This is a genomic window from Pseudomonas helleri (genome assembly GCF_009600315.1).
In the GTDB taxonomy this organism is placed as follows: domain Bacteria; phylum Pseudomonadota; class Gammaproteobacteria; order Pseudomonadales; family Pseudomonadaceae; genus Aquipseudomonas; species Aquipseudomonas helleri_A.
This window is the reverse complement of sequence record NZ_WIWC01000001.1, coordinates 138708-162215: the sequence shown is the minus strand read 5'-3', so window position 1 is coordinate 162215 and position 23508 is coordinate 138708. Positions and strand designations below refer to the sequence as shown.

Genomic DNA, 23508 nt, shown 5'->3' with positions numbered 1-23508 from the left:
TCGCGGACTCCCGCCATGCCTTTTTCATCGCACGGAAGTTGTTCGCCTGTGCAGGCTTTTTTACAGTGCACTGTATTAATCGGCGCCAGCATCACCGGGCTAAAAACAGATTCTGCTCACGCATCCACGCCCGTTGAGTTCCAATCAACGTTTATGCGCCAAATAGACACTCACGACCTCGATGCGGGTGCGCTTGCCTTGAATACGTTGTCCAGCACTCTGCATCTGACGCCCGGACGATACCGGGTCAGTATCGACATCAACCTGAGTTTTTTCGACAGTCGAGAAATAGACTTTGCAGCCAATCCACAGGGTGATGAATTGACGCCTTGTTTATCCCCAACATTGCTCAACGACATGGGTGTCAAGCTCGATGGCCTGGAGCAATCTGTTGGGGAACTCGATACCTGCGTCGATATTGAGCGCCTGATTCCTGGCGCGACGGTGCACATGGATGGCGGAAAACTCACCCTCTCGCTCTCCATCCCACAGATTGCCATGCGCCGTGACATTGCCGGATATGTCGACCCACAACGCTGGGATTACGGCATCAATTCCGCGTTTGTCAATTATCAACTGTCGGCGCAACAAAGCCGTAACGATCAGACCGGTCACAACAACAGTCACGACCTGTACGTAAATAGCGGACTGAACCTGGGCGTCTGGCGCTTGCGCAGCAATAACACTTTTCGCAGTGACGCCAAAGGCGATCGCACATGGTCGCGCGCTTATACCTATCTGCAACGCGACCTCCCCGGTGCCCATTCGCAGTTGACACTGGGGGAAACCTTCACGCCGGGAGATGTATTTCGCAGCGTGCCGATTAGAGGCGTGCAGATTGCGTCGGACATGAGCATGTTGCCGGACTCACAACAACACTATGCACCGACCATACGCGGCGTTGCGCAAACCCGGGCCAGGCTCGAGATACGTCAGAACGGTTTCCCGGTGTATTCCACTTATGTCAGTGCAGGCCCTTATGAGATCAATGACCTCACCTTGGCCAGCGGCAGCGGTGAGCTGGAAATTATTCTGACCGAAGCGGATGGCCAAGTGCGGCGTTTCACTCAACCTTATGCAACCCTTACTAATTTGCTGCGTGAGGGCGTGTGGCGTTATAGCGCCAGCGCGGGTCGCTACAATGCACCGTTTGACGCCACGGATGATTCAATGCTCTGGCAAGGAACCCTGGCCATCGGCACGCGATTGAATTCGACACTGTACGGCGGCTTGATGGGCAATGATTTCTATCAGGCCGCTACGTTGGGTATTGGTAAAAGCCTGGGGTCGATAGGCGCTCTGTCATTTGACGTGACACGCTCCTCTGCGCAAACCGAACCCGAGGAAAGCCAGCACACGGTCCAGGGCATGAGCTACTCGGTGAAGTACGGCAAGTCATTCGAGACCAGAACAAATCTGCGTTTCGCAGGTTATCGCTACTCCACCGAAGGCTATCGCGACTTTACGGAAGCAGTGCGAGAACGCAGCGCAGACCAGCGCTTTCGCGGAAGCCGTCGCAGCATGCTGGAAGCTTCGGTATTTCAGGACATAGGGCTCTATAGCTCACTGAGCCTGATATTTTCCCAAGAGAATTACTGGCAATTGGATGACGCTCAGCGTCAATTTCAACTCAATTTCAGTAGTCGCTTCAATACCGTGAGCTACTCCCTCTACGCCTCTCAGTCGTTGAACGATGATGAGTTCAACGAGCGTCAGTACGGCTTGACCATCTCGGTACCACTGGAGTTTGGACGATCAACCACCGCCACCTACGACCTGCGCCAAAACAGCGGTCAGCTCAACCACCGCGCCGCTCTGTCTGGTCGTGCCCAAAATGGTTTGCTCAACTACAGGGCCTCCGCAGCCAGCAATGAAAGCGGTCGGCAAAGCGCTGAACTGTCGCTTGGCTATTTGGCCCCCTTTGCCAGCCTTGGAGCGGGCATTACACAAGGTACCGATTTCAGCACCCTTTCGCTCAACGCCAGCGGCGCATTGCTGTTGCACGCGGACGGCCTCGAAACGGGGCCCTACTTGGGTGAAACCAGTGGCCTGATCCATGTACCCAACATTGCCAACGTAGGCCTGTTGAATGACTCAAGTGCCAGAACCAATGATCGTGGTTACGCCCTGATCCCCTATCTGCACCCCTTTCGGATCAACCGGGTCATCCTCGATACCGACCAGCTGGATCCAAATGTAGAAATTGATAACGGTGTTACCCAAGTGGTTCCAAGACGGGGGGCCGTGGTCAAGGCGCTATTTCCTGCCCGCAAAGTAGAGCGGTTACTGGTGAGTACCCGTAATCAGTACGGAACAGCACTGCCCTTTGGCGCTCAGATCAGCAACGCCGATGGCCACGTGCTGGGTATCGTCGGCCAGGCCGGTCAGTCCCTGCTGAGCACTGTTGAGGGACAACAAACCATCCATGTACGATGGGGCAAGACGTCCGCAGAGCAATGCCAGGCGCAGTTCGATACTCACAACATGCCCTTTGAAGAAGGTTACCGGGTCCAAGACCTGGTGTGCCACTGACTTACTCTTCGTTTTACTTATACGCGGGCACCTTTAAGGGTCTGCGTTGTTTTTGCCGGGATCAAACACAGCATGCCGATCAGATTAACGCCAAGCGTTTTGTTCGCACTCGCAGCCAGCGGATTCTTGCCCCTTGGCACCACCTACGCAGCCAGCAACACATGTTATTGGGGAACCGGAACGGGGCCCATTCTGTATACGGCCAATGTCGGTGCACTCTATGTTCCCAGAGATGCTCAGATTGGTGATCCCATAGGCCCGGTTGCCAAGCGATTTGTGTCAAGTAGCGGTGTCAACGCCATCTACTGTCAGAATGACGGCAAGGTCATGCTGCGATTCAGTGCCAGAAGCGCCGTAGCAACGATAGCCGGGCCCCTTTCCCGCAAAAGCGGCATGACCACCAGCGCCCTGTTACAGACCAACATCCCAGGTGTTGGCGCGCAGATCAGTTTCGGCAGCCCCTACGACGGTTTCACCCAAGGCTTTTGGAAACTGGACGGGCCTGACAGTTCGGTGCCATTTAATGCCCGTATCGATTTTCACACCCCTTTTCATCTACAACACACTACATTAGCGGGCACCATCACCCTGATCAAAACCGCCGAAATAGCTCCCGGCATGCAGTCGTTGGATTCGGGCAAGGAACTGGTCAAAGGCTCGTTTACCGGTATCCCTAATGCCTTCGGCCTGGCCTTGAACGGCTCTGTCACACGTGCAGAGTGCACCCTCTCAGCCAACCCGGTGAGCGCCGACCCGGTCAAACTAGGGGATTGGCCAAACACCGAATTCATCGGTGAAGGCCATACGAGCGATGCCGTACCCTTCACGATCGCGTTGAATGCGTGTATATCCGACCCTTTGCCCGGAGGAACTGTCACCTATGCACATATCCGCCTGGAGCCCAAAGCAGGCTCGGTGACTCTGGACGCCAATCTGGGCTTGATGAGTTTGATGGCAGGTTCAATCGCGCAGGGCATCGGTATTCAAATTTTGGGGCGCGATGGACTCACTCCAGTCATCCTGGAACAGGATGTGCTCCAAGGCGCAATTCCAGCTACAGGCGGCATGATGCTGGAATTTAATGCACGTTATTATCAGACCGCGCCAGCAACTGCTGTAGTTGCTGGCTCCGCAGAGGGCGCGTTGGGTTTCACCATTACTTATAAATAGCTCAAGCCTGTGGATGGCCTGAACTCAACCCAGTGAACTGCCATCTCACAGATGGCTTTCTTGACAAAATCCGCTTCATCTCAAGGCAGCCATGCGTCAGCGACGCTTTTCGTAAAGCTTCGGTTCACCGGGAGGGCGGGTCTTGAAACGACGATGGGCCCACAGGTATTGCTCTGGACACTCACGAATCGCGCGTTCCACCCATTGATTGATGCGCAGGCAATCTGCTTCATCACTTTCTCCGGGGAAATCACTCAAGGGGGCATGAATCACCAACTTGTAACCACTGCCATCTGCCAGTCGCTGTTGAGTAAACGGCACAACCTTAGCCTTACCCAGCTTGGCGAACTTACTGGTGGCTGTGACGGTTGCGGCAGGAATACCGAACAGCGGCACGAAGATACTCTGCTTTGCACCGTAGTCCTGATCAGGGGCGTACCAAATAGCCCGCCCGGATCGCAACAACTTGAGCATGCCGCGTACATCATCACGCTCTACAGCTAACGAGTCAGCGTTGTGCCGTTCACGGCCGCGTCGCTGAATAAAATCGAATAGCGGGTTGTTATGCTCGCGGTACATACCATCGATGGTGTGCTGCTGGCCGAGCAAGGCTGCGCCGATTTCCAGCGTAGTGAAGTGAAACGCCATCAAGATGACGCCCTTGCCCTCCCGTTGCGCCTGCTCAAGGTGCTCCAGCCCTTCGACATGGGCCAATTTGGCCAGCCGCGGCTTGGACCACCACCAGCTCATGGCCATTTCAAAGAAGGCAATCCCCGTTGATGCGAAGTTTTCCTTGAGCAACCGCTCACGCTCAGCCGCTGTTTTTTCAGGAAAACACAGCTCAAGGTTGCGCGCCGCGATGCGCCTTCGATCACCGGCGATCCGGTACATGACAGCACCCAGCACGCGGCCGATACACAGTTGAACTTTATAAGGCAATTGCACCACTAACCACAGCACACCGAGCCCTAGCCATAGCAGCCAAAACCTGGGGTGAAAAAAAGCAGCACGAAAATGCGGGCGATCCATTAATGATTCCGGGCAGACACAAGGCCGGCCATTCTACATCCTTCGACCCCGCTTGCGACTCGTGAGCGTTCTCGTTATAAGTCTCAACACTTTAAGTGACAAGCCGCGTTAAACAGACCATGAGCCAAACCGAATCGCTAGACCAAGCCCCAGTGTTCCAGCTAAAGGGCAGTATGCTCGCCATTACGGTGCTGGAACTGGCCAAAAACAACCTTGAAGCCCTTGATCGTCAATTGGCAGCGAAAGTGGCTCAAGCCCCCAATTTTTTCAGCAACACGCCATTGATACTGGCGTTGGACAAGTTGCCTGCCGACGTGGGCACTATCGATTTGCCGGGCCTGATGCGCATTTGCCGCCAACACGGCCTGCGCACCCTGGCGATTCGCGCCAGCCGTATTGAAGACATTGCCGCCGCCATCGCCATTGACCTCCCGGTGCTGCCACCGTCGGGGGCACGTGAGCGGCTGATTGAGCCTGTTGAAGCCGTTCCCGCGCCGAAAAAACCCGAGAAGCCGCCGGAGCCGACGATCAAACCGACCAGGATCATCACCTCCCCGGTACGCGGCGGCCAGACGGTGTATGCCGAAAACTGCGACCTGGTGGTCATCGCTTCGGTCAGCCCCGGTGCGGAACTTATGGCCGATGGCAACATCCATGTGTACGGACCGATGCGTGGCCGAGCCTTGGCCGGGCACAAAGGCAATACCAAAGCACGGATTTTTTGTCAGCAGTTGAGCGCCGAACTGGTGTCAATTGCCGGCATGTATAAAGTTTCGGAAGATCTGCGCCGCGACCCTTTGTGGGGTTCAGGCGTTCAAATCAGTCTGTCAAGTGACATGTTGAACATCACCCGTCTTTAACGGATACTCTCGCCATTTCCAAGCATCTTCAAATCGTAGGGATAACAGAAAACCTTGTAGGAAATAATCGGCAGTTTTTACCTTGTGTAAACCTGACCTCTATAGAAACCTGCCAAGGCTGTTTAGCTGCTGTCGTTTAAAGAGATGTCATTCAGGGACTCAATAGTCCTTTTTCCTTAGGGGTGAAGCACCTTGGCCAAGATTCTAGTGGTTACATCCGGCAAGGGTGGTGTGGGTAAGACCACCACCAGCGCCGCTATCGGTACCGGTCTCGCTCTGCGCGGCCACAAAACAGTGATCGTCGACTTCGACGTTGGCTTGCGTAACCTCGACCTGATCATGGGTTGCGAGCGCCGCGTGGTGTATGACTTCGTCAACGTTGTAAACGGCGAAGCCAATCTGCAACAAGCGCTTATCAAGGACAAACGCCTTGAAAACTTGTACGTGCTGGCCGCAAGCCAGACCCGTGACAAGGACGCACTGACTAAAGAAGGCGTTGAAAAAGTTCTGATGGAACTTAAACAAACTTTCGAATATGTCGTTTGCGATTCTCCGGCCGGCATCGAAACCGGTGCCCACCTGGCGATGTACTTCGCTGACGAAGCCATTGTCGTGACCAACCCTGAAGTGTCCTCGGTACGTGACTCCGACCGCATGCTGGGCCTGCTGGCCAGCAAGTCGCGTCGTGCTGAGCTGGGTGAAGACCCGATCAAAGAACATTTGCTGCTGACTCGCTACAACCCGGACCGCGTTTCCAAAGGCGAAATGCTCGGTGTTGAAGACGTCAAAGAGATTCTGGCCGTTGCATTGCTGGGCGTTATTCCTGAGTCTCAGGCCGTTCTTAAAGCCTCCAACCAGGGCGTGCCCGTGATCCTTGATGATCAGAGCGACGCCGGTCAGGCCTACAGCGATGCTGTCGATCGCTTGCTGGGCAAAACCGTGGAACATCGATTCCTTGATGTACAGAAGAAGGGATTCTTCGAGCGCCTGTTTGGAGGCAACTAAACAATGAACATTTTTGACTTCTTTCGTACCCGCAAAACGCCTACCACCGCGTCGGTCGCGAAAGAGCGTCTACAGATTATCGTGGCGCACGAACGCGGCCAACGCAGCACCCCGGACTACCTGCCTGCCCTGCAAAAAGAGCTGGTTGAGGTCATTCGCAAATACGTCAATATCGGCGACGATCAAGTTCAGATCGCCCTCGAGAATGAAGGTAGCTGCTCGATTCTGGAACTCAATATCACCCTGCCAGACCGTTAACTGATCTGGCTGAAACCACGGCGGCTTGGGCGCTTTCTCTACGGGGAAGGTTCCCACGTCGCCGTCGGCGTTTGTTAAGAGGCTGTTTTAATGCCGTTGTCCAATATTCACATCCTCCACGAGGACGCTGGCGTTCTGGTGGTCAACAAGCCCACCCTGCTGCTGTCAGTGCCTGGGCGGGCTGATGACAACAAGGATTGCCTGATCACCCGACTGCAGGAAAATGGTTACCCTGAAGCGCGCATCGTGCATCGGCTGGACTGGGAAACCTCGGGGATCATCCTGCTGGCTCGTGACGCCGACACTCACCGCGAGTTGTCCCGTCAGTTCCATGATCGCGAGACCGAAAAAGCCTACACAGCGCTGGCATGGGGCCAACCCGAACTGGACAGCGGCAGTATCGACCTGCCCCTGCGCTATGACCCGCCCACCAAACCCCGCCACGTGGTCGATCATGAGTTTGGCAAAAATGCGCTGACGTTCTGGAAAGTACTGGAACGGTGCGGTGATTACTGCCGGGTCGAACTGACGCCGATCACCGGGCGTTCGCACCAGTTGCGGGTGCATATGCTGTCTATCGGTCACCCGCTGTTGGGCGACGGTCTTTACGCCCATCCACAAGCGCTGGCCGCGTGGCCACGCCTGTGCTTGCACGCCAGTATGCTCAGCTTTACCCATCCGCAAACCGGCGAACGTCTGCGTTTCGAGTGCCCGGCTCCGTTTTGATTGAGACCGAGACTTGCGCACTTTCGTAGCAGCTGCCGTAGGCTGCGTCCGGCGGCAGAGCCGTCGTAAATTCCGTGAATAGCGTATTTCAGGTTGAACGCACACTCAGGTTTAGGATTGCTTCGCAATCGGACGCAGCCTCGTTCCTTCGGCAGCTGCTACGGATCGTCACCTCAACAATTATCTCGATCAATGCGCTAAACTCGCGGCCTTGCTGTCTGGAGTAACTTATGCGCGAAGAGTTGAACCAAGGCCTGATCGACTTCCTCAAGGCCTCCCCTACCCCGTTTCATGCCACTGCCAGCCTGGTGCAACGTCTGGAGGCCGCCGGTTATCAGCGCCTCGACGAGCGCGAAACCTGGTTCACCGAAGCCAATGGCCGTTATTACGTCACCCGTAATGACTCATCCATCGTGGCCTTCAAGCTCGGTCGCCATTCCCCCCTGCACGGCGGCATCCGTATGGTGGGTGCACACACAGACAGCCCCTGCCTGCGCGTCAAGCCACAACCCGAGCTGCAACGTCAGGGTTTTTGGCAATTGGGCGTTGAAGTCTATGGCGGCGCCCTGCTGGCCCCATGGTTCGACCGCGATCTTTCACTAGCCGGGCGTGTCACATTCCGCCGCGACGGCAAGGTCGAAAGCCAACTGATCGATTTCAGGGCACCGATCGCAACCATCCCCAACTTGGCCATCCACCTCAATCGCACCGCGAATGAAGGCTGGGCAATCAACCCGCAAACCGAATTGCCACCGATTCTGGCGCAAGTCGCGGGTGATGAGCGTGTCGATTTCCGCGCATTGCTCACCGACCAGCTGGCTCGCGAACATGGCTTGAATGCCGACGTGGTGCTTGATTACGAGCTGAGTTTCTACGACACCCAAAGCGCAGCCGTAATTGGCCTGAACGGCGACTTTATCGCCGGCGCCCGCCTCGACAATCTGTTGTCCTGCTACGCCGGTTTGCAAGCCCTGCTCAATGCCGAAACAGAAGAGACTTGTCTGTTTGTGGCCAACGACCATGAAGAAGTCGGCTCTTGCTCGGCTTGCGGCGCCGACGGCCCGATGCTGGAGCAAATCCTGCAACGCGTGCTGCCTGAAGGCGATGAGTACGTGCGCACGATTCAAAAATCGCTGCTGGTCTCGGCCGACAATGCCCACGGCGTTCATCCCAACTACGCCGACAAGCACGACGCCAACCACGGTCCAAAACTCAATGCCGGGCCGGTGATCAAGGTCAACAGCAACCAGCGCTACGCCACCAACAGCGAAACCGCCGGGTTTTTCCGCCACTTGTGTATGGCTGAAGAAGTACCGGTGCAAAGCTTTGTGGTACGCAGCGACATGGGCTGCGGCTCGACCATTGGCCCCATCACTGCCAGCCATCTGGGTGTGCGCACAGTCGACATCGGTCTGCCAACCTTTGCCATGCACTCCATTCGCGAGCTTGCCGGCAGCCATGACCTTGCCCATCTGGTCAAAGTGCTCACCGCGTTTTACGCCAGCAACCAATTGCCCTAAGCAATGCCTCTTGTTGTCGCTGCAGCCACTTGCGGCAGCGACAACAAGCTAGGGCCGCAGCCCTATTCATTTTTGACCCACATCACCACACTTTTCAAAAAAGCATCCTAGACTCGAAGCATTATTTCCTTCAGGTCTATAACCATGATCTCGATGTCCGAGTTTCACTCCATGATGATTCCCATTGTCTGCGGCATGCTGTTGCTGACTTTAGGCTTCACCTTTCGCGAGCGGCCTAGCGGTTTCGGGGTGTTGATGATCTGGTGCGGCATGTTGCTGATCTTCGGCACCATCGTGTTCAAAATTCTCGCCAAGCTCAATTCATGATCGCGCAGTGCCCGCAGTCACTTATTTAAATGTGACAAGAAATGAATGATTGCGGGCCCTAGCGTACACTCGGTCAATTCGCACCCTTCGAGGTTGATCGCCCAGTGTTTTTTCGTCTTTTTACCTTGCCCGTTCTCTTGTTTGCCTGCCTGCTGACCCTGCTGCCACTGACATCGGCTCAGGCCGTTGGGATTACCGGCATGCTTGGCGGGTCAGACAAGACCCAGTCGCAACCGACCGAACCCTTGGGCCAGTCACTGGACGAGGTGATCAAAAACCTCGAAAACGATCAACAGCGCAGTAAATTACTGGCTGACCTGAAAAAGCTTCGCGACGCTACCAAGCAAGCCCAACCTGAAGCTGAAATCGGCGTTTTGGGTCTGATCGGCAGCACCCTCTCAGACCTCGAAAAACAGTTTTCAGGGACTGACAGCCCCACCTATCGTTGGTCCAAGGAAATCAGTCAGGCCAAGGAAGAGCTCACGCAACTTATGTTGCCGGCCAATCAATGGCTGCCGATCATTTTCGCTTTTGCCCTGATCATTATGGTCTGGAGTCTGCTGGCAGCGCTGTTGATCTGGGTCAGTCATCGTGTGCGCTTGCGCTTTGGGCTAAGCGAAGAGCTGCCGCAACACCCCAAGGCCGTCGACATGCTGCGGTTTGCCTTGCGCAAATTGGGGCCCTGGCTGGTGGCATTGGTCATCACGGTTTACGGGAGCTACGCGCTGCCCTCATCGCTGGGTAAAGACCTGGCGATGGTGCTGGCCTATGCGCTGGTGATTGGTACCTGCTTCTCGGCCATCTGTGTCATCGCTTTTTCGCTGCTTGACGGCCCCCATCGCCATCGCGCGTTGCATATCCTGCGGCATCAGGCCTTTCGCCCTTTATGGTGGATTGGCAGTTTTGCTGCGTTTGGCCAGGCACTGAGCGACCCTCGACTGGTTGCTACCCTTGGCGTGCATCTGGCGCACACCGCAGCGACGTTCGCCAATGTGATGGCAGCGCTGTCTGCCGGGTTGTTCATCATCCGGTTCCGCCGCCCCATCGCCCACCTGATCCGCAACCAACCCTTGTCCCGCCGCCTCACCCGACGAGCTCTGAGCGAGAGCATCGAGATTCTGGGCACTTACTGGTATGTGGCGGCCTTGATTCTGGTGGCTATTTCTCTGGCCGCGACCTTTATCTCGGCGGGCGACAGCAGCACCGCGTTGCGTCAGTCGTTGATCTGCACCGTATTGGTTGTGCTGTGCATGGTGATCAACGGACTGGTGCGGCGCCATGCGCAAAAACCCCAGCGCGGCCATAAACGTCACGCCCTCTATTCCGAACGCCTGAAAAGCTTTGTCTACACCTTGATTCATATGGTGGTGTGGCTGGTGTTTATCGAGTTGGGGCTGCGCGTGTGGGGCATGTCACTGATCAGCTTTACCGAGGGCGACGGCCATGAGATCAGCGTCAAACTGTTTGGGCTCGCCGGCACCTTATTGTTTGCCTGGTTTATCTGGATTATTTCCGATACTGCCATCCACCATGCATTGACCCGCTCGCGTAAAGGCCTGGCCAATGCTCGCGCGCAAACCATGATGCCGCTGATCCGTAACGTCTTGTTTGCGGCCATTTTCATCATTGCCCTGATCGTCGCCTTGGCCAATATGGGCATGAACGTCACGCCGCTGCTGGCAGGTGCAGGCGTGATCGGTCTGGCCATTGGTTTCGGTGCGCAATCTTTGGTGGCGGATCTGATCACCGGCCTGTTCATCATCATTGAGGACTCACTGGCGATCGACGATTACGTGGATGTAGGTGGCCATTTGGGGACCGTAGAAGGCTTGACCATTCGCACGGTGCGCCTGCGAGACATCGACGGCATTGTGCACACCATCCCGTTCAGCGAAATCAAAAGCATCAAGAACTACTCTCGCGAATTCGGCTACGCGATCTTTCGTGTGGCCATCCCGTACAACATGGAAATCGACGACGCGATCAAACTGATGCGTGATGTGGGGCAGAAGATGCGCGGCGATCCGCTGCAACGTCGCAACATCTGGTCACCGCTGGAGATTCAGGGTGTAGAGAGTTTCGAGTCCGGCAGCGCGATATTGCGCGCTCGCTTCAAGACTGCACCGATCAAGCAATGGGAAGTGTCGCGGGCGTTCAATCTGTCGCTCAAACGCCATCTGGACGAAGCCGGACTGGATCTGGCGACGCCCCGCTTGAGCGTGCAAGTGATCACGGCGGGAAGCGGCGTATTGCAGAAAGAGTGACGATGCGCCTTTACCTGATAGCTGCCGCAGGCTGCGGCAACTGCTACGAAATCAGGTTGGAACATCCACTGCGACATGAATCGCGTCATGTCGCCAATACTCCAGATCACAGTCAATTAACCGATCGTGCTGGTCGTAATTGATCCGCGAAATTCTCAAGCCGGGGCTACCCGTCGAGACCTTCAAGGTTACCGCTGCCTGGAAAGGTAAGGCCGTCGGCACAATCTCAAAACGCACTCTACCGTAGTGCAAATCATAATGCCGGGCGTATAGCTCGGTAATTGATTGTGTGAGATCAAACCCCAGTATCTGCGGAAAATATTGCGGGTTCAGATAATGCTCGACGTACAACACCAGTCGCCCGTCAATGCGCCGCCCTCTACAAATCTGGATCACGCTGGACAGTGCAGGCAACTGTAATCGCTCACACACCGCCGCCGAGGCTGGTTGCAAACGGGCTGAAATCACCTCAGTGCTGGGCACCCGCCCCTGAGCACTGACCATGGCGTGAAAGTGACTGCGCTGCATCAGGTTGTAAGCCAAGCGTGGCGGCGAAACAAACCAGCCGCGCCGGTCTTCGCGATACACCAAACCCTCGGATTCAAGCTGCAACAAGGCCTCTCGCAACGTCACACGCGTCGTGGCAAATAACTCACTCAGCTTGCGTTCCGCCGGCAACTGGCTGCCACACGCCAGCAATCCCCGCTCAATCTGCTCTTGCAGCGTGCGACTGATCGCTGTCACCGCTTTGGGCGCACCTTCTCGCATCACTGTTACCTATCTGGACTAGTCCAGCACCATATGTGAGCAGGCTCGGCCTGCAGAATCATCAATTCATCTGTCACTCAGCCTAGGCAATGCACATGACTGTTCCGTGACACTAATACCTGTGCTGTGCCGTATAGCCATGCTCCGCGGGGCTTTGAGCATGGTCTACGCTTAGCCCAGGCTGCGTGTCAGCCGGATAACAGGGCTTGCACAATGGATGCCGACATTAAAGTGTCATGAGCCGCGCTTAAATTGGCTCAGGTATTGCTGACCTAGACCAAACCACCGCGAAAGATCAATAAAATCCAGCGTTGAAAACGCCCAAGGAGCTACGGATGAAACAGTTTTTCCTGGCATCACTGTTAGGCACTAGCATCGCCCTTTGCACCTCGGCCATGGCCGCCGACGTTGACTTGAAAGCGCTAGAAGCTGCGGCTAAAGCTGAAGGTGCAGTGAACAGTGTCGGCATGCCCGATGACTGGGCCAACTGGAAAGCGACCTGGGCTGATCTTGAAAAAAATTACGGCCTCAAACACATGGACACCGACATGAGCTCGGCTCAGGAGGTGGCCAAGTTCGCAGCCGAGAAAGATAACGCCAGCGCCGATATCGGTGACGTCGGCGCTGCGTTCGGCCCTATAGCGGTGGCCAAGGGGGTGACTCAACCTTACAAACCGACGACTTGGGATCAAATCCCCGAATGGGCCAAGGACAAGGACGGCAACTGGGCACTGGCTTACACCGGCACCATTGCCTTTATCGTCAATAAAAAGCTGCTGCGCGGTTCTGAAGTCCCCACTAAATGGGCGGACTTGAAGACGGGCAAATACAAGGTCTCCATCGGCGATGTGAGCACCGCCGCACAAGCCTCCAACGGCGTGCTGGCAGCGGCGATTGCCAACGGCGGCAATGAGTCGAACATTCAGCCTGCGCTGCTGATGTTTGCCGATCTGGCCAAGCAAGGGCGCATTTCTCTGGCCAACCCAACCATCGCCACCATGGAAAAAGGTGAAGTCGAAGTCGGCGTTGTTTGGGACTTCAATGGCCTGAGCTACAAAGCCAAGATGGCCAATCCGGATGATTATGTAGTGCTGATCCCGTCCGATGGCACCGTGATCTCGGGTTACACCACCATCATCAACAAGTACGCCAAACACCCGAACGCTGCCAAGCTGACCCGCGAGTTTATCTTCAGCGATGCTGGTCAGACCAACCTGGCCAACGGCAACGCCCGACCTATTCGCGCAGAGCACTTGAAGCTGCCGCCTGAAGTTCAAGCCAAGCTGCTGCCGAACGAGCAGTATAAAAATGTGACACCCATCAAAGACGCCGCTGCGTGGGAAAAGACTTCCAAGGAGCTGCCGCAACTCTGGCAGGAAGAAGTCATTATCAATATGCAATAAACGACTGATCCCGTAGCAGCTGCCGCAGGCGGCGTCCGGCGGCTTGGCCGTCGTAGAGTCATCCACTGAGTCATATCAGTTGAATCGTGTTGAATGGGTCTACGATCGCTGCGCAATCGGACGCAGCCTGCGGCAGCTGCTACAGGGTAGGCGCGCCATATCCAGTTTCTTCGCGGAGTCGTCGCACATGAAACACAACGTCATTCTTGTCGTTCTTGACGGGCTGAATTACACCGTTGCCAGTCATGCCATGGGCCATTTGCAGGCATACGTCGGCGCTGAACGTGCTGCACTGTATAAGCTCGACTGCGAACTACCCGCTCTGTCACGCCCGCTCTATGAGTGCATCCTCACCGGCGTGCCGCCCATTGAAAGCGGTATCGTGCACAACAATGTGTCGCGCCTTTCCCACCAGCGCAGCGTGTTCCATTACGCCCGCGAGGCGGGTCTGAGCACGGCGGCGGCGGCCTATCACTGGATGAGCGAACTGTATAACCGCACGCCCTTTATCGCCGCACGTGACCGCCACACGCAAGACTGCGAACTGCCGATCCAGTACGGGCACTTTTACTGGAGCGATCACTACCCCGACTCGCACCTGCTGGCAGACGCCGAAAGCCTGCGCGTCAAACACGCCCCGAACTTTTTGTTGGTTCACCCCATGAATATCGACGATGCCGGCCACAAACATGGGCTGGACTCCGCGCCATACCGCAACAGCGCCCGCTCAGCCGACATCATATTGGCGGACTACCTGCAAGGCTGGCTGCAAGCCGGGTATCAAGTGCTGATCACCGCTGACCACGGCATGAACAACGACCGCTCGCACAACGGTTTGCTGCCTGAAGAGCGCGAAGTGCCGTTGTTTGTGTTGGGTGATGCGTTCAGCTTGAACCCCGATGCGCGGCCTAAACAGACCGAACTGTGCGGCACCATCTGCGAACTGCTCGGCGTTACACACGACAAACCCCTGTGCCGGGATCTGTTGAGGCCCGCACCATGACCCGCGGAAAATGGCTGGCGTTACTGTGTCTGGTGCCTTTTGCCGTGGTGTTCATCGTGTTCCAGATCGCCCCGCTGGTGTGGGTACTGATTCACAGCGTGCAATCTGAAGAAAGCGGCTGGGGGATGGCTAACTTCAGTAAGATTTTCAGCTCGAAATTTTACCTGCAAGCCATTCAGCACAGCCTTGAGATCAGCTTTTGGTCGAGTGCATTCGGCATTGTGATTGCGGTGCTGGGCAGTTATTCGCTGCACAAAGTGGATTCGCGGCTGCGCAACTTCGTCAACGCGTTCGCCAATATGACCAGCAACTTCTCGGGCGTACCGCTGGCGTTCGCGTTCATCATCCTGCTGGGCTTTAACGGCAGCATCACGATCATGCTCAAACAGGCGGGGATCATCGAAGATTTCAACCTGTACTCGAAAACCGGCCTGATCATTCTGTACACCTACTTTCAGATCCCGCTCGGCGTACTGCTGCTTTACCCGGCGTTCGACGCCCTGCGTGAAGACTGGCGTGAGTCCGCCTCGTTGCTGGGTGCAAGCAGTTGGCAATTTTGGCGACATATCGGGTTGCCCGTCCTGACCCCGGCGTTGTTGGGTACCTTTGTGATTCTGCTGGCCAATGCCCTGGGCGCTTACGCGACGGTGTATGCCCTGACCACCGGCAACTTCAACGTGCTGCCGATTCGTATTGCCGCCATGGTGTCGGGCGACATCAGCCTTGATCCGAACATGGCCAGCGCCCTTGCCGTGATTCTGGTGGGCTTGATGACACTGGTCACGCTGGTGCATCAATGGCTGTTAAAGAGGAGCTACCATGTCGCGCGCTGAAGCCTCAACTGCCAGCGTTTACCACCGCAGCGTGGTCTACCTGTTGTTCCTCATTTTGTTATTGCCGTTACTTGGCACGCTGATTTATTCAATCTCCAGCAGTTGGTCGGCGACCATTCTGCCCAGTGGATTCAGTTTCAAGTGGTACAGCCAGTTGTGGAGCGATCCGCGCTTTCTCAACGCGTTCGCGCGTTCACTGCTGGTCTGCATCGCCGCCCTGATCCTGTCGGTGATCCTGATTTTGCCGTTGTTGTTTGTGGTCCATTACCACTTCCCCAAACTCGACGCGCTGATGAACATTCTGATCCTGTTGCCGTTCGCCGTACCGCCGGTGGTATCGTCGGTCGGTCTGCTGCAACTCTATGGCTCCGGGCCAATGGCAATGGTCGGCACACCCTGGATCCTGATCGGCTGCTACTTCACCATCGCCCTGCCCTTCATGTACCGCGCCATCACCAACAACCTGCAAGCCATTCACCTGCGCGACCTGATGGACGCCGCCCAATTACTCGGCGCCAGCACCTGGCAAGCTGCGTTCCTGGTGGTCTTGCCGAACCTGCGCAAAGGCTTGTTGGTGGCACTTTTACTGTCGTTTTCGTTCCTGTTCGGCGAATTTGTATTCGCCAATATTCTGGTGGGCACCCGCTATGAAACCTTGCAGGTGTTCCTCAACAATATGCGCAACAGCAGCGGCCATTTCACCAGTGCTCTGGTGATCTCATACTTCCTCTTTGTACTGGTGCTGACTTGGGTTGCCACCTTCCTGAACAAGGACAAAAGCCAATGAGCTTCGTCAGCGTCGAACATCTGCAAAAAACCTACTCGGCGACCCCGATGTTCAGCGATATCAACTTCACCATCAGCAAAGGTGAATTTGTCACCCTGCTGGGCCCCTCGGGGTGTGGCAAGTCAACCCTGTTGCGCTGTATCGCCGGACTCACTCCGGTAGATGCCGGGAAAATCCTGCTCGATGGTCAGGACATTGTTCCGCTGAGCCCGCAAAAGCGCGACATTGGCATGGTGTTTCAGAGCTATGCGCTGTTTCCCAATATGAACGTCGAGCAAAACGTGGCGTTCGGCCTGCGCATGCAAAAAGTCAGCAGCACCGAGAGCCAAAAACGCGTCGCCGACGTGCTGCAACTGGTGGAGCTGAACGACTTTGCCAAACGTTACCCGCACCAACTGTCAGGCGGCCAATGCCAACGTGTTGCGTTGGCTCGCTCGCTGGTGACGCGACCGCGCTTGCTGCTGCTGGATGAACCGCTGTCGGCACTGGATGCCCGTATTCGCAAACATTTGCGTGAACAGATCCGTACCATTCAGCGCGAACTGGGTTTGACGACCATCTTCGTCACCCATGACCAGGAAGAAGCACTGGTCATGAGCGACCGTATTTTTCTCATGAATCAGGGTCGCATCGTACAGAGCGGCAATGCGCAAAGCCTCTACGCCACCCCGGTGGATGCCTTTGCAGCAGGTTTTATCGGCAACTACAACCTGTTGGACGCCGAGAGCGCCAGTCGCTTGCTGCAGCGCCCAATCTGCAGCCGGGTTGCTATTCGCCCTGAAACACTGGGGCTGAGCCTGCAAGGTGAACCTGACGCGCTGATTCTGAGTCACAGCTTGCTGGGTAACGTGATTCGATATCGCGTCGACGTGCGCGGGGTAGAACTGCTGGTTGACGTGCTTAACCGCTCTGCGGCAGATTTGTACCCGGATGGCAAACGGGTGGCGCTGTCCATCGATAGCAGCACACTGTGCGAGGTGGCCTGATGCTTTTGAAATCGTTGAGAAGGGAGTTGCACTGATGGCCCTGGCTATTTTTGATCTGGATGAAACCTTGATTCACGGTGATTGCGCCACCTTGTGGAGCGAGCAAATGGGCCGGCTGGGGTGGGTAGATCCCGAATCATTCATGAAGCGCAACAACGAATTGATGCACGCGTACAGCTTGGGCGAGCTGAGAATGGAAGACTACATGGCCTTTAGCCTTGAACCCTTGATCGGCCGCACGCCAGAAGAGGTCGAGCATCTGGTGGGCCCTTGGGTCGAGGATTACATCGAACCAATAATATTCAGCGATGCCTGCAAAACTGTCGCTGAACACCGCAAAGCGGGAGACCGGATTCTGGTGATCTCGGCATCGGCGACTTATCTGGTCAAGCCGATTGCCGAACGTTTGGGCATCGATGAAGTGCTGGGGATTGAGCTGGAAGTCAAACACGGCGTATACACCGGCAACACCGTGGGCACCTTGACCTACCGAGAAGGCAAGATCACCCGCCTGCTCGAATGGCTCGATGCTGAGGAAGAGAATCTTGAAGGGGCGAGTTTTTACTCCGACTCACGCAATGACTTGCCCTTGTTGCTGAAAGTGGACCACCCGCATGTGGTCAACCCGGACCCGGTGTTGCGAGAACACGCCGTACAGGCCGGGTGGCCGATTCATCATTGGAAGTAAGGGCCCGTATCACCCTCACCCCAACCCTCTCCCCAGGGAGAGGGCGCTGATACGCGTCTTAAGCGAACCTCGCTACACGCCAGCAGAGTGAGATTTAAACCACAGCCGCATCAATCACCAGCACCAGCTTGCCCGACACCTGATTGCTGGCCAGTTCGGCAAAGGCTTCCTGAGCCTGCTCAATCGGGAAAGTCTTGGCCAATTGCGGGCTTAATCTGCCATCGCTGAACAACGGCCATACCTGCTGGCCCAGATCACTCAACAGATCAGCCTTGAACTGATCACTGCGGCTGCGCAGTGTCGAGCCCAGAAGCTGAATCCGCTTACCCAGCACCAAGGCCAGATCCAGCTCGGCCTTACGCCCGCCCATCAAGCCGATCAATACCCAACGGCCATCCAATGCCAACAACTTGAGGTTGGACTCGGCATAGTTGGCACCCACCGGGTCGAGCACCACATCAAACGGGCCCAACGCCTTGAGACTGTCAAGGCCGTCAGTGCGGATCACCCCGCCCTGAGCCCCCAGCGCTTCGCAGTAAGCCAAACGCTCGGCCGAGCCAACGCTCACCCAGCACGGACTGCCAAAGGCCTTGCACAACTGAATGGCGGCTGAACCCACACCACTGGCCCCGGCATGCAGCAAGACTTTTTCGCCGGGCTTAAGACCGGCCAATTGAAACAGGTTCAACCATGCGGTGCTGTACACCTCGGGCAGTGCCGCCGCTTCAAGCAACGACAATCCGTCAGGCACTGGCAACGCGTGACGGCCATCGACCACCACCTCCTCGGCCATGCCACCCCCTGCCAACAGTGCGCAAACCCGGTCACCGACTTGCCAGGACGAGCCAGGGCCTACCTCACTCACAATCCCCGAGCACTCCAGGCCCAGCATTTGACTGGCGCCTGGCGGGGGCGGATACAGGCCCGCACTTTGTAATAAGTCGGCCCTATTCAGGCCGGCAGCCGCCACACGAATCCGAATTTGGCCTACATCACAAGTGGGGCTTGGCTCTTCAACCCACTTCACTAGACCTTCAACGCCTTGCAATGCTTTCACAGTGCCTCCATAGTGAGTCTGGACTGAGCCCGGCGCTGAAGCACCGGGCTTTTTGCATTATGCGACCGGTCCTTGATGGAACCGGCGACTTCAAAGACGGCCTAATATGCGTTATCAATTGCCCCCGCGTCGAATCAGCATGAAGCATTTATTCCCTAGCACCGCACTTGCCCTCTTCATTGGCCTTGGCGTTTTGCCGTTTTCGGCCAATTCGTTCGCCGCTAACAGTTGGGATAACCTTCAGCCCGATCGTGATGAGGTGATTGCCAGTCTTAACGTCGTTGAGCTGCTCAAGCGCCATCATTACACCAAGCCCCCACTGGATGACGCGCGCTCTGCCATCATCTATGACAGCTACTTGAAACTGCTCGATCCATCGCGCAGCTACTTCCTGGCCAGCGACATTGCCGAATTCGACAAATGGAAATTCCAGTTTGACGACTTCCTCAAAAGCGGCGATCTCAACCCCGGCTTCATCATCTACAAGCGCTATCTGGATCGCGTCAAATCGCGCCTGGACTTTGCCCTTGCCGAGTTGAACAAAGGCGTTGATTCGTTCGACTTCACGGCCAAGGAAACTCTGGAGATCGACCGCAAGGACGCTCCATGGCTAACCAATGAAGCCCAACTCAACGATCTGTGGCGCAAGCGTATTAAAGATGAAGTGCTGCGCCTGAAAATCGCTGGCAAAGAGCCTGCAAAAATTCAGGAGCTGCTGACCAAGCGCTACAAGAACCAGTTGTCGCGTCTTGATCAAACCCGCAGCGAAGATATTTTCCAGGCCTACATCAACACCTTCGCCATGTCTTACGACCCGCACACCAACTACCTGTCGCCAGACAGCGCGGAGAACTTTGACATCAACATGAGCCTGTCGCTGGAAGGCATTGGCGCTGTGTTGCAGAGCGATAACGACCAGGTCAAGGTTGTGCGTCTGGTACCTGCCGGCCCAGCCGACAAGACCAAACAAGTCGCCCCGGCGGACAAGATCATCGGCGTTGCCCAAGGCGACAAAGAGATGGTGGACGTCATCGGTTGGCGTTTGGACGAAGTGGTCAAACTGATTCGCGGGCCTAAAGGCTCTGTGGTGCGCCTGGAAGTCATTCCGGCGAGCAATGCGCCGAATGACCAGACCAGCAAGATCGTGTCCATCACCCGCGAAGCGGTGAAGCTTGAAGAGCAGGCGGCGAAAAAGTCGATCCTGAACCTCAAGCAGGATGGTAAGAACTACAAACTGGGTGTGATTGAAATTCCGGCGTTCTATCTGGACTTCAAAGCGTTCCGTGCTGGCGACCCGAACTACAAGAGCACCACCCGTGACGTTAAAAAACTGCTGACCGAGTTGCAGAAAGAAAAAGTCGATGGCGTCATTATCGATCTGCGCAACAACGGTGGCGGCTCGCTGCAAGAAGCGACCGAGTTGACCAGTCTGTTTATCGACAAGGGCCCGACCGTGCTGGTGCGTAATGCAGACGGCAAAGTCGATGTGCTTGAAGATGAAAATCCGGGGGCGTTCTACAAAGGCCCTATGGCATTGCTGGTCAATCGTTTGTCGGCCTCGGCTTCGGAAATTTTTGCCGGCGCTATGCAGGATTACCACCGCGCATTGATTATCGGCGGCCAGACGTTCGGCAAAGGGACGGTGCAAACCATTCAGCCCCTGAACCATGGTGAGCTGAAACTGACGCTGGCCAAGTTCTACCGGGTTTCCGGTCAGAGCACCCAGCATCAGGGCGTTTTGCCTGACGTCGCCTTCCCGTCGATTATCGACACCAAGGAAATCGGCGAAAGTGCGCTGCCCGAAGCCATGCCGTGGGACACCATTCGCCCTGCGATAAAGCCTGCGGCTGATCCGTTCAAGCCGTTTATCAATCAACTCAAAGCTGAGCACGATGCACGCGTGGCCAAAGATGCCGAGTTCATCTTTATCCGCGACAAGCTGGCTCTGGCCGAGAAATTGATGGCCGAAAAAACGGTCAGCCTGAACGAAGCCGAGCGTCGCGCGCAACATGCTGACATTGACGCCAAACAGTTGGTGATGGAAAACGCCCGCCGTCAGGCCAAGGGCGAGGCGCCGCTCAAGGAAATGAAAAAAGAAGACGAAGATGCACTGCCGGTTGAACCTGAAAAAACCAAACCGGAAGATGACGCCTACTTGAGTGAGACCGGACGCATTCTGCTGGACTACCTCAAGCTCACTTCACAAGTTGCCAAGAAGTAAGAAAGTCTGCATCGCGATGTAAAAAAGGGCGGGCCGCATCATGCGGCCCGCCCTTTTCATTGCCCACCTTCAGCACGCTAAAGGCACCGAAGCACTCAGGCTTCCTCGGTTTCGTAAGCGAACTCAAACACCCTAACCACTTCACTCGCGTGCCACGACGCAGCTGCAACGCCATCAGGTGGCCCCGAGAAACGACCGAGCCGTTCTACACACTCAAAAAACCCGGTACGCGGCAAACGGCTAGCGCCTTGACTGATAACCAGCGAACTGCGCAACGGTTGATCAGCTTTAACATCCATAGCAGCCAGATGCTCCAGTGCAGCGGTCAGCGTGAGCATCGCCGGGCTGGGCAATTGCAAACGTTCCAGCAGTGCTCGATAGGTCAATAAGTGGCGCTGTCGACGCGCCTGATCAAGCTCAGCCAGTAACCCATCCCAGTGTTGGCGACTGATGCGTACGTTCATTTTCCTTCCCTCCAGCCTGGTAAACCCAGCTCCCAGGCCAAGCTACGACGAATGGCAAGGTCGGGTAGACGCTCACCGGTTTCGATCATTTCCAGATAAGAAGGGCTAATACCTACAGTACGTGCCAGCGCTTCAAGGGCCAAACCCTTGGTTTCACGCAAACCCCGCAACTGATCGAGCCCAGGTGGCATCTGAGCAGGCTCATCAGATGTTGATCGCTCGGCATCAGGGGCGTGCACCGCTTCGCTGGCAGGATTTAGATCCTGAATCCCTGCCGCTTTGAGCAACGCCTGATAACTTTCCCATGACAAAACCGCGTATTCGGGTTCGCCATTACGTTTGATAACTTGCAGATCCATTCCTAAACCCCGTCAGAATTTTAAGAAAATTGAGTCGGAACTTTCCCTAGAAGCTTAATCCTATCAGCAGCCAAGGTCTCTGGGGTTTTTGTTATGGAGCGCAAGTTTCATGCGCAAACGCAAAAAACTGTGGGATGAGGGGTAAATGTTATCCACACAAATTGTGGATAACCTTGTGAACAGAGCCGTTTTTTACGGCTGAAAGGCACGTTCTGCAAGGGCTGCGCTCAAATCGGGCATTTTTTACACACATAAAAAAACCCATAAATTCATTGACTTGCCAGTCAACAACCACTAAGTGCCGAGCATTCACTCCCGCTCCGGCTGTCAGAAAAAAGTTTCAAAAAATCTGCACATATGAAAACGCCCCGTCGAAACGGGGCGTCAGGTGTACGAAAACGACTTACTGGGCAGCAGCTTCTGGAGCAGCAGCGTCTTGCTCAGCTTTTGCAGGGTCTTTGATACCCAGCAGCTCCAGATCGAATACCAGCACCGAGTTGGCCGGGATCGCCGGGCTTGGGCTTTGCGCGCCATAGGCCAGCTCGCTAGGGATGTACAGCTTGTACTTCTCGCCAACGTGCATCAATTGCAAACCTTCAACCCAACCCGGAATCACGCCGCTAACCGGCAGATCAATCGGGCTGCCACGCTCTACAGAGCTGTCGAATACCTTGCCATCGATCAGTTTGCCTTCGTAATGAACGGTCACCACGTCAGTCGCTTTAGGCTGAGGGCCATCAGCTTTTTTGATCACTTCGTATTGCAGGCCCGAAGCCGTGGTAACTACACCGGCTTTCTTGGCATTTTCTTCGAGGAATTTTTTGCCTGCAGAAGAGGCTTCTTCGCTCATTTTGGTCAAACGCTCTTCAGCACGCTTTTGCAGCGCTGCGAAAGCTTCGATCAGTTCGTCATCCTTAAGTTTTTGCTCTTTCTTGCCAACGGCATCTTCGATACCCAGAGCAACAGCTTTAGAGTCCAGATCGTCCATGCCTTCTTGAGCCAGGCTTTTACCCATGTTCAGGCCAATGCCGTAAGAGGCTTTTTGCGCCGGGGTTTTCAGCTCTACGCTGGTCTGCGAATCACAACCCGCCAGTACCAGACTTACCAGGGCAACAGCTGCCGCCAACCGATGCTGTTTCATGCTATTTCCTTGTTCATGCGCCAAATGGGCAATCGAATAAAGCCGCGAGCTTATCAGGCGGCCGCGACCAATGGCTACCGGCATGAGAGCGACAAAGCACAGATAAG

General features: G+C 55.7%; 22 protein-coding genes. 16 read left to right on the top strand and 6 right to left on the bottom strand.

Annotated elements, in window-relative coordinates:
- The first annotated feature begins 15 nt into the window (after nt 1-15).
- Together GHN86_RS00785 and GHN86_RS00780 are read left to right on the top strand one after the other, a co-directional pair.
- Nucleotides 16-2532, top strand: a complete 2517-nt coding sequence (locus GHN86_RS00785) for a fimbria/pilus outer membrane usher protein (protein ID WP_153377251.1) — start codon at nt 16-18, stop codon at nt 2530-2532.
- A 72-nt stretch (nt 2533-2604) separates the two neighbouring features.
- On the top strand, nt 2605-3702 hold the full coding sequence (locus GHN86_RS00780) for a fimbrial protein (protein WP_153377250.1): 1098 nt from the start codon (nt 2605-2607) through the stop codon (nt 3700-3702).
- A 96-nt stretch (nt 3703-3798) separates the two neighbouring features.
- Here the strand turns inward: GHN86_RS00780 and GHN86_RS00775 are convergent, their stop codons facing one another.
- A complete protein-coding gene (locus GHN86_RS00775; protein WP_153377249.1) occupies nt 3799-4731 on the bottom strand; it encodes a lipid A biosynthesis lauroyl acyltransferase in 933 nt (310 codons plus the stop codon).
- A gap of 119 nt (nt 4732-4850) precedes the next feature.
- Here GHN86_RS00775 and minC point away from each other — a divergent pair, with 119 nt between their 5' ends.
- The 7 genes from minC to GHN86_RS00740 all read left to right on the top strand — a co-directional run bounded on the left by minC (nt 4851) and on the right by GHN86_RS00740 (nt 11691).
- Nucleotides 4851-5591, top strand: a complete 741-nt coding sequence (gene minC / locus GHN86_RS00770) for a septum site-determining protein MinC (protein ID WP_153377248.1) — start codon at nt 4851-4853, stop codon at nt 5589-5591.
- Nucleotides 5592-5783: 192 nt separating this feature from the next.
- Nucleotides 5784-6596, top strand: coding sequence for a septum site-determining protein MinD (gene minD, locus GHN86_RS00765; protein ID WP_153377247.1), 813 nt, complete (start codon nt 5784-5786; stop codon nt 6594-6596).
- 3 nt (nt 6597-6599) lie between these two features.
- Nucleotides 6600-6854, top strand: a complete 255-nt coding sequence (gene minE / locus GHN86_RS00760) for a cell division topological specificity factor MinE (RefSeq protein ID WP_019410761.1) — start codon at nt 6600-6602, stop codon at nt 6852-6854.
- Between the two features lie 90 nt (nt 6855-6944).
- On the top strand, nt 6945-7580 hold the full coding sequence (locus GHN86_RS00755) for an RluA family pseudouridine synthase (protein WP_153377246.1): 636 nt from the start codon (nt 6945-6947) through the stop codon (nt 7578-7580).
- 230 nt (nt 7581-7810) lie between these two features.
- Nucleotides 7811-9100 carry a M18 family aminopeptidase gene (locus GHN86_RS00750; protein ID WP_153377245.1) on the top strand — a complete coding sequence of 430 codons (1290 nt, stop codon included), beginning with the start codon at nt 7811-7813 and terminating at the stop codon, nt 9098-9100.
- Between the two features lie 144 nt (nt 9101-9244).
- On the top strand, nt 9245-9427 hold the full coding sequence (locus GHN86_RS00745) for a hypothetical protein (RefSeq protein ID WP_153377244.1): 183 nt from the start codon (nt 9245-9247) through the stop codon (nt 9425-9427).
- A 104-nt stretch (nt 9428-9531) separates the two neighbouring features.
- Nucleotides 9532-11691 (top strand): mechanosensitive ion channel family protein, encoded by a 2160-nt coding sequence (locus tag GHN86_RS00740; protein WP_323369123.1) that lies wholly within the window; start codon nt 9532-9534, stop codon nt 11689-11691.
- A gap of 51 nt (nt 11692-11742) precedes the next feature.
- On the opposite strand, the gene GHN86_RS00735 is transcribed toward GHN86_RS00740, so the two are convergent.
- Nucleotides 11743-12459 carry a UTRA domain-containing protein gene (locus GHN86_RS00735; RefSeq protein ID WP_153377243.1) on the bottom strand — a complete coding sequence of 239 codons (717 nt, stop codon included), beginning with the start codon at nt 12457-12459 and terminating at the stop codon, nt 11743-11745.
- 335 nt (nt 12460-12794) lie between these two features.
- Here GHN86_RS00735 and GHN86_RS00730 point away from each other — a divergent pair, with 335 nt between their 5' ends.
- From GHN86_RS00730 to GHN86_RS00705, 6 genes are all read left to right on the top strand, one after another.
- Nucleotides 12795-13862: an ABC transporter substrate-binding protein gene (locus tag GHN86_RS00730; RefSeq protein WP_153377242.1), complete on the top strand. Its 1068-nt coding sequence runs from the start codon at nt 12795-12797 to the stop codon at nt 13860-13862.
- A 187-nt stretch (nt 13863-14049) separates the two neighbouring features.
- Nucleotides 14050-14865: an alkaline phosphatase family protein gene (locus tag GHN86_RS00725; protein ID WP_153377241.1), complete on the top strand. Its 816-nt coding sequence runs from the start codon at nt 14050-14052 to the stop codon at nt 14863-14865.
- Nucleotides 14862-15698, top strand: coding sequence for an ABC transporter permease (locus GHN86_RS00720; protein ID WP_153377240.1), 837 nt, complete (start codon nt 14862-14864; stop codon nt 15696-15698). The genes GHN86_RS00725 and GHN86_RS00720 overlap by 4 nt, the downstream gene beginning before the upstream one ends.
- Nucleotides 15685-16485, top strand: a complete 801-nt coding sequence (locus tag GHN86_RS00715; protein WP_153377239.1) for an ABC transporter permease — start codon at nt 15685-15687, stop codon at nt 16483-16485. The genes GHN86_RS00720 and GHN86_RS00715 overlap by 14 nt, the downstream gene beginning before the upstream one ends.
- The gene (locus GHN86_RS00710; protein ID WP_153385962.1) at nt 16482-17471 is read left to right on the top strand and encodes an ABC transporter ATP-binding protein; all 990 of its coding nucleotides are present in this window, start codon (nt 16482-16484) and stop codon (nt 17469-17471) included. Before GHN86_RS00715 ends, GHN86_RS00710 begins: the two co-directional genes overlap by 4 nt.
- A gap of 34 nt (nt 17472-17505) precedes the next feature.
- Nucleotides 17506-18159, top strand: a complete 654-nt coding sequence (locus tag GHN86_RS00705; RefSeq protein WP_153377237.1) for an HAD family hydrolase — start codon at nt 17506-17508, stop codon at nt 18157-18159.
- 94 nt (nt 18160-18253) lie between these two features.
- Here GHN86_RS00705 and GHN86_RS00700 read toward each other — a convergent pair whose 3' ends face one another.
- Nucleotides 18254-19216, bottom strand: coding sequence for a zinc-binding dehydrogenase (locus GHN86_RS00700; protein WP_323369121.1), 963 nt, complete (start codon nt 19214-19216; stop codon nt 18254-18256).
- Between the two features lie 139 nt (nt 19217-19355).
- Between GHN86_RS00700 and GHN86_RS00695 the strand changes: the two genes are divergently transcribed.
- Nucleotides 19356-21437, top strand: a complete 2082-nt coding sequence (locus GHN86_RS00695; protein WP_194286167.1) for a carboxy terminal-processing peptidase — start codon at nt 19356-19358, stop codon at nt 21435-21437.
- Nucleotides 21438-21532: 95 nt separating this feature from the next.
- On the opposite strand, the gene GHN86_RS00690 is transcribed toward GHN86_RS00695, so the two are convergent.
- The 3 genes from GHN86_RS00690 to GHN86_RS00680 all read right to left on the bottom strand — a co-directional run bounded on the left by GHN86_RS00690 (nt 21533) and on the right by GHN86_RS00680 (nt 23401).
- A complete protein-coding gene (locus GHN86_RS00690; RefSeq protein WP_153385960.1) occupies nt 21533-21901 on the bottom strand; it encodes a hypothetical protein in 369 nt (122 codons plus the stop codon).
- Nucleotides 21898-22260 carry a helix-turn-helix domain-containing protein gene (locus tag GHN86_RS00685; RefSeq protein WP_153377234.1) on the bottom strand — a complete coding sequence of 121 codons (363 nt, stop codon included), beginning with the start codon at nt 22258-22260 and terminating at the stop codon, nt 21898-21900. The genes GHN86_RS00690 and GHN86_RS00685 overlap by 4 nt, the downstream gene beginning before the upstream one ends.
- Before the next feature lie 403 nt (nt 22261-22663).
- Nucleotides 22664-23401, bottom strand: a complete 738-nt coding sequence (locus tag GHN86_RS00680; protein ID WP_153377233.1) for an FKBP-type peptidyl-prolyl cis-trans isomerase — start codon at nt 23399-23401, stop codon at nt 22664-22666.
- Nucleotides 23402-23508 lie beyond the last annotated feature (107 nt).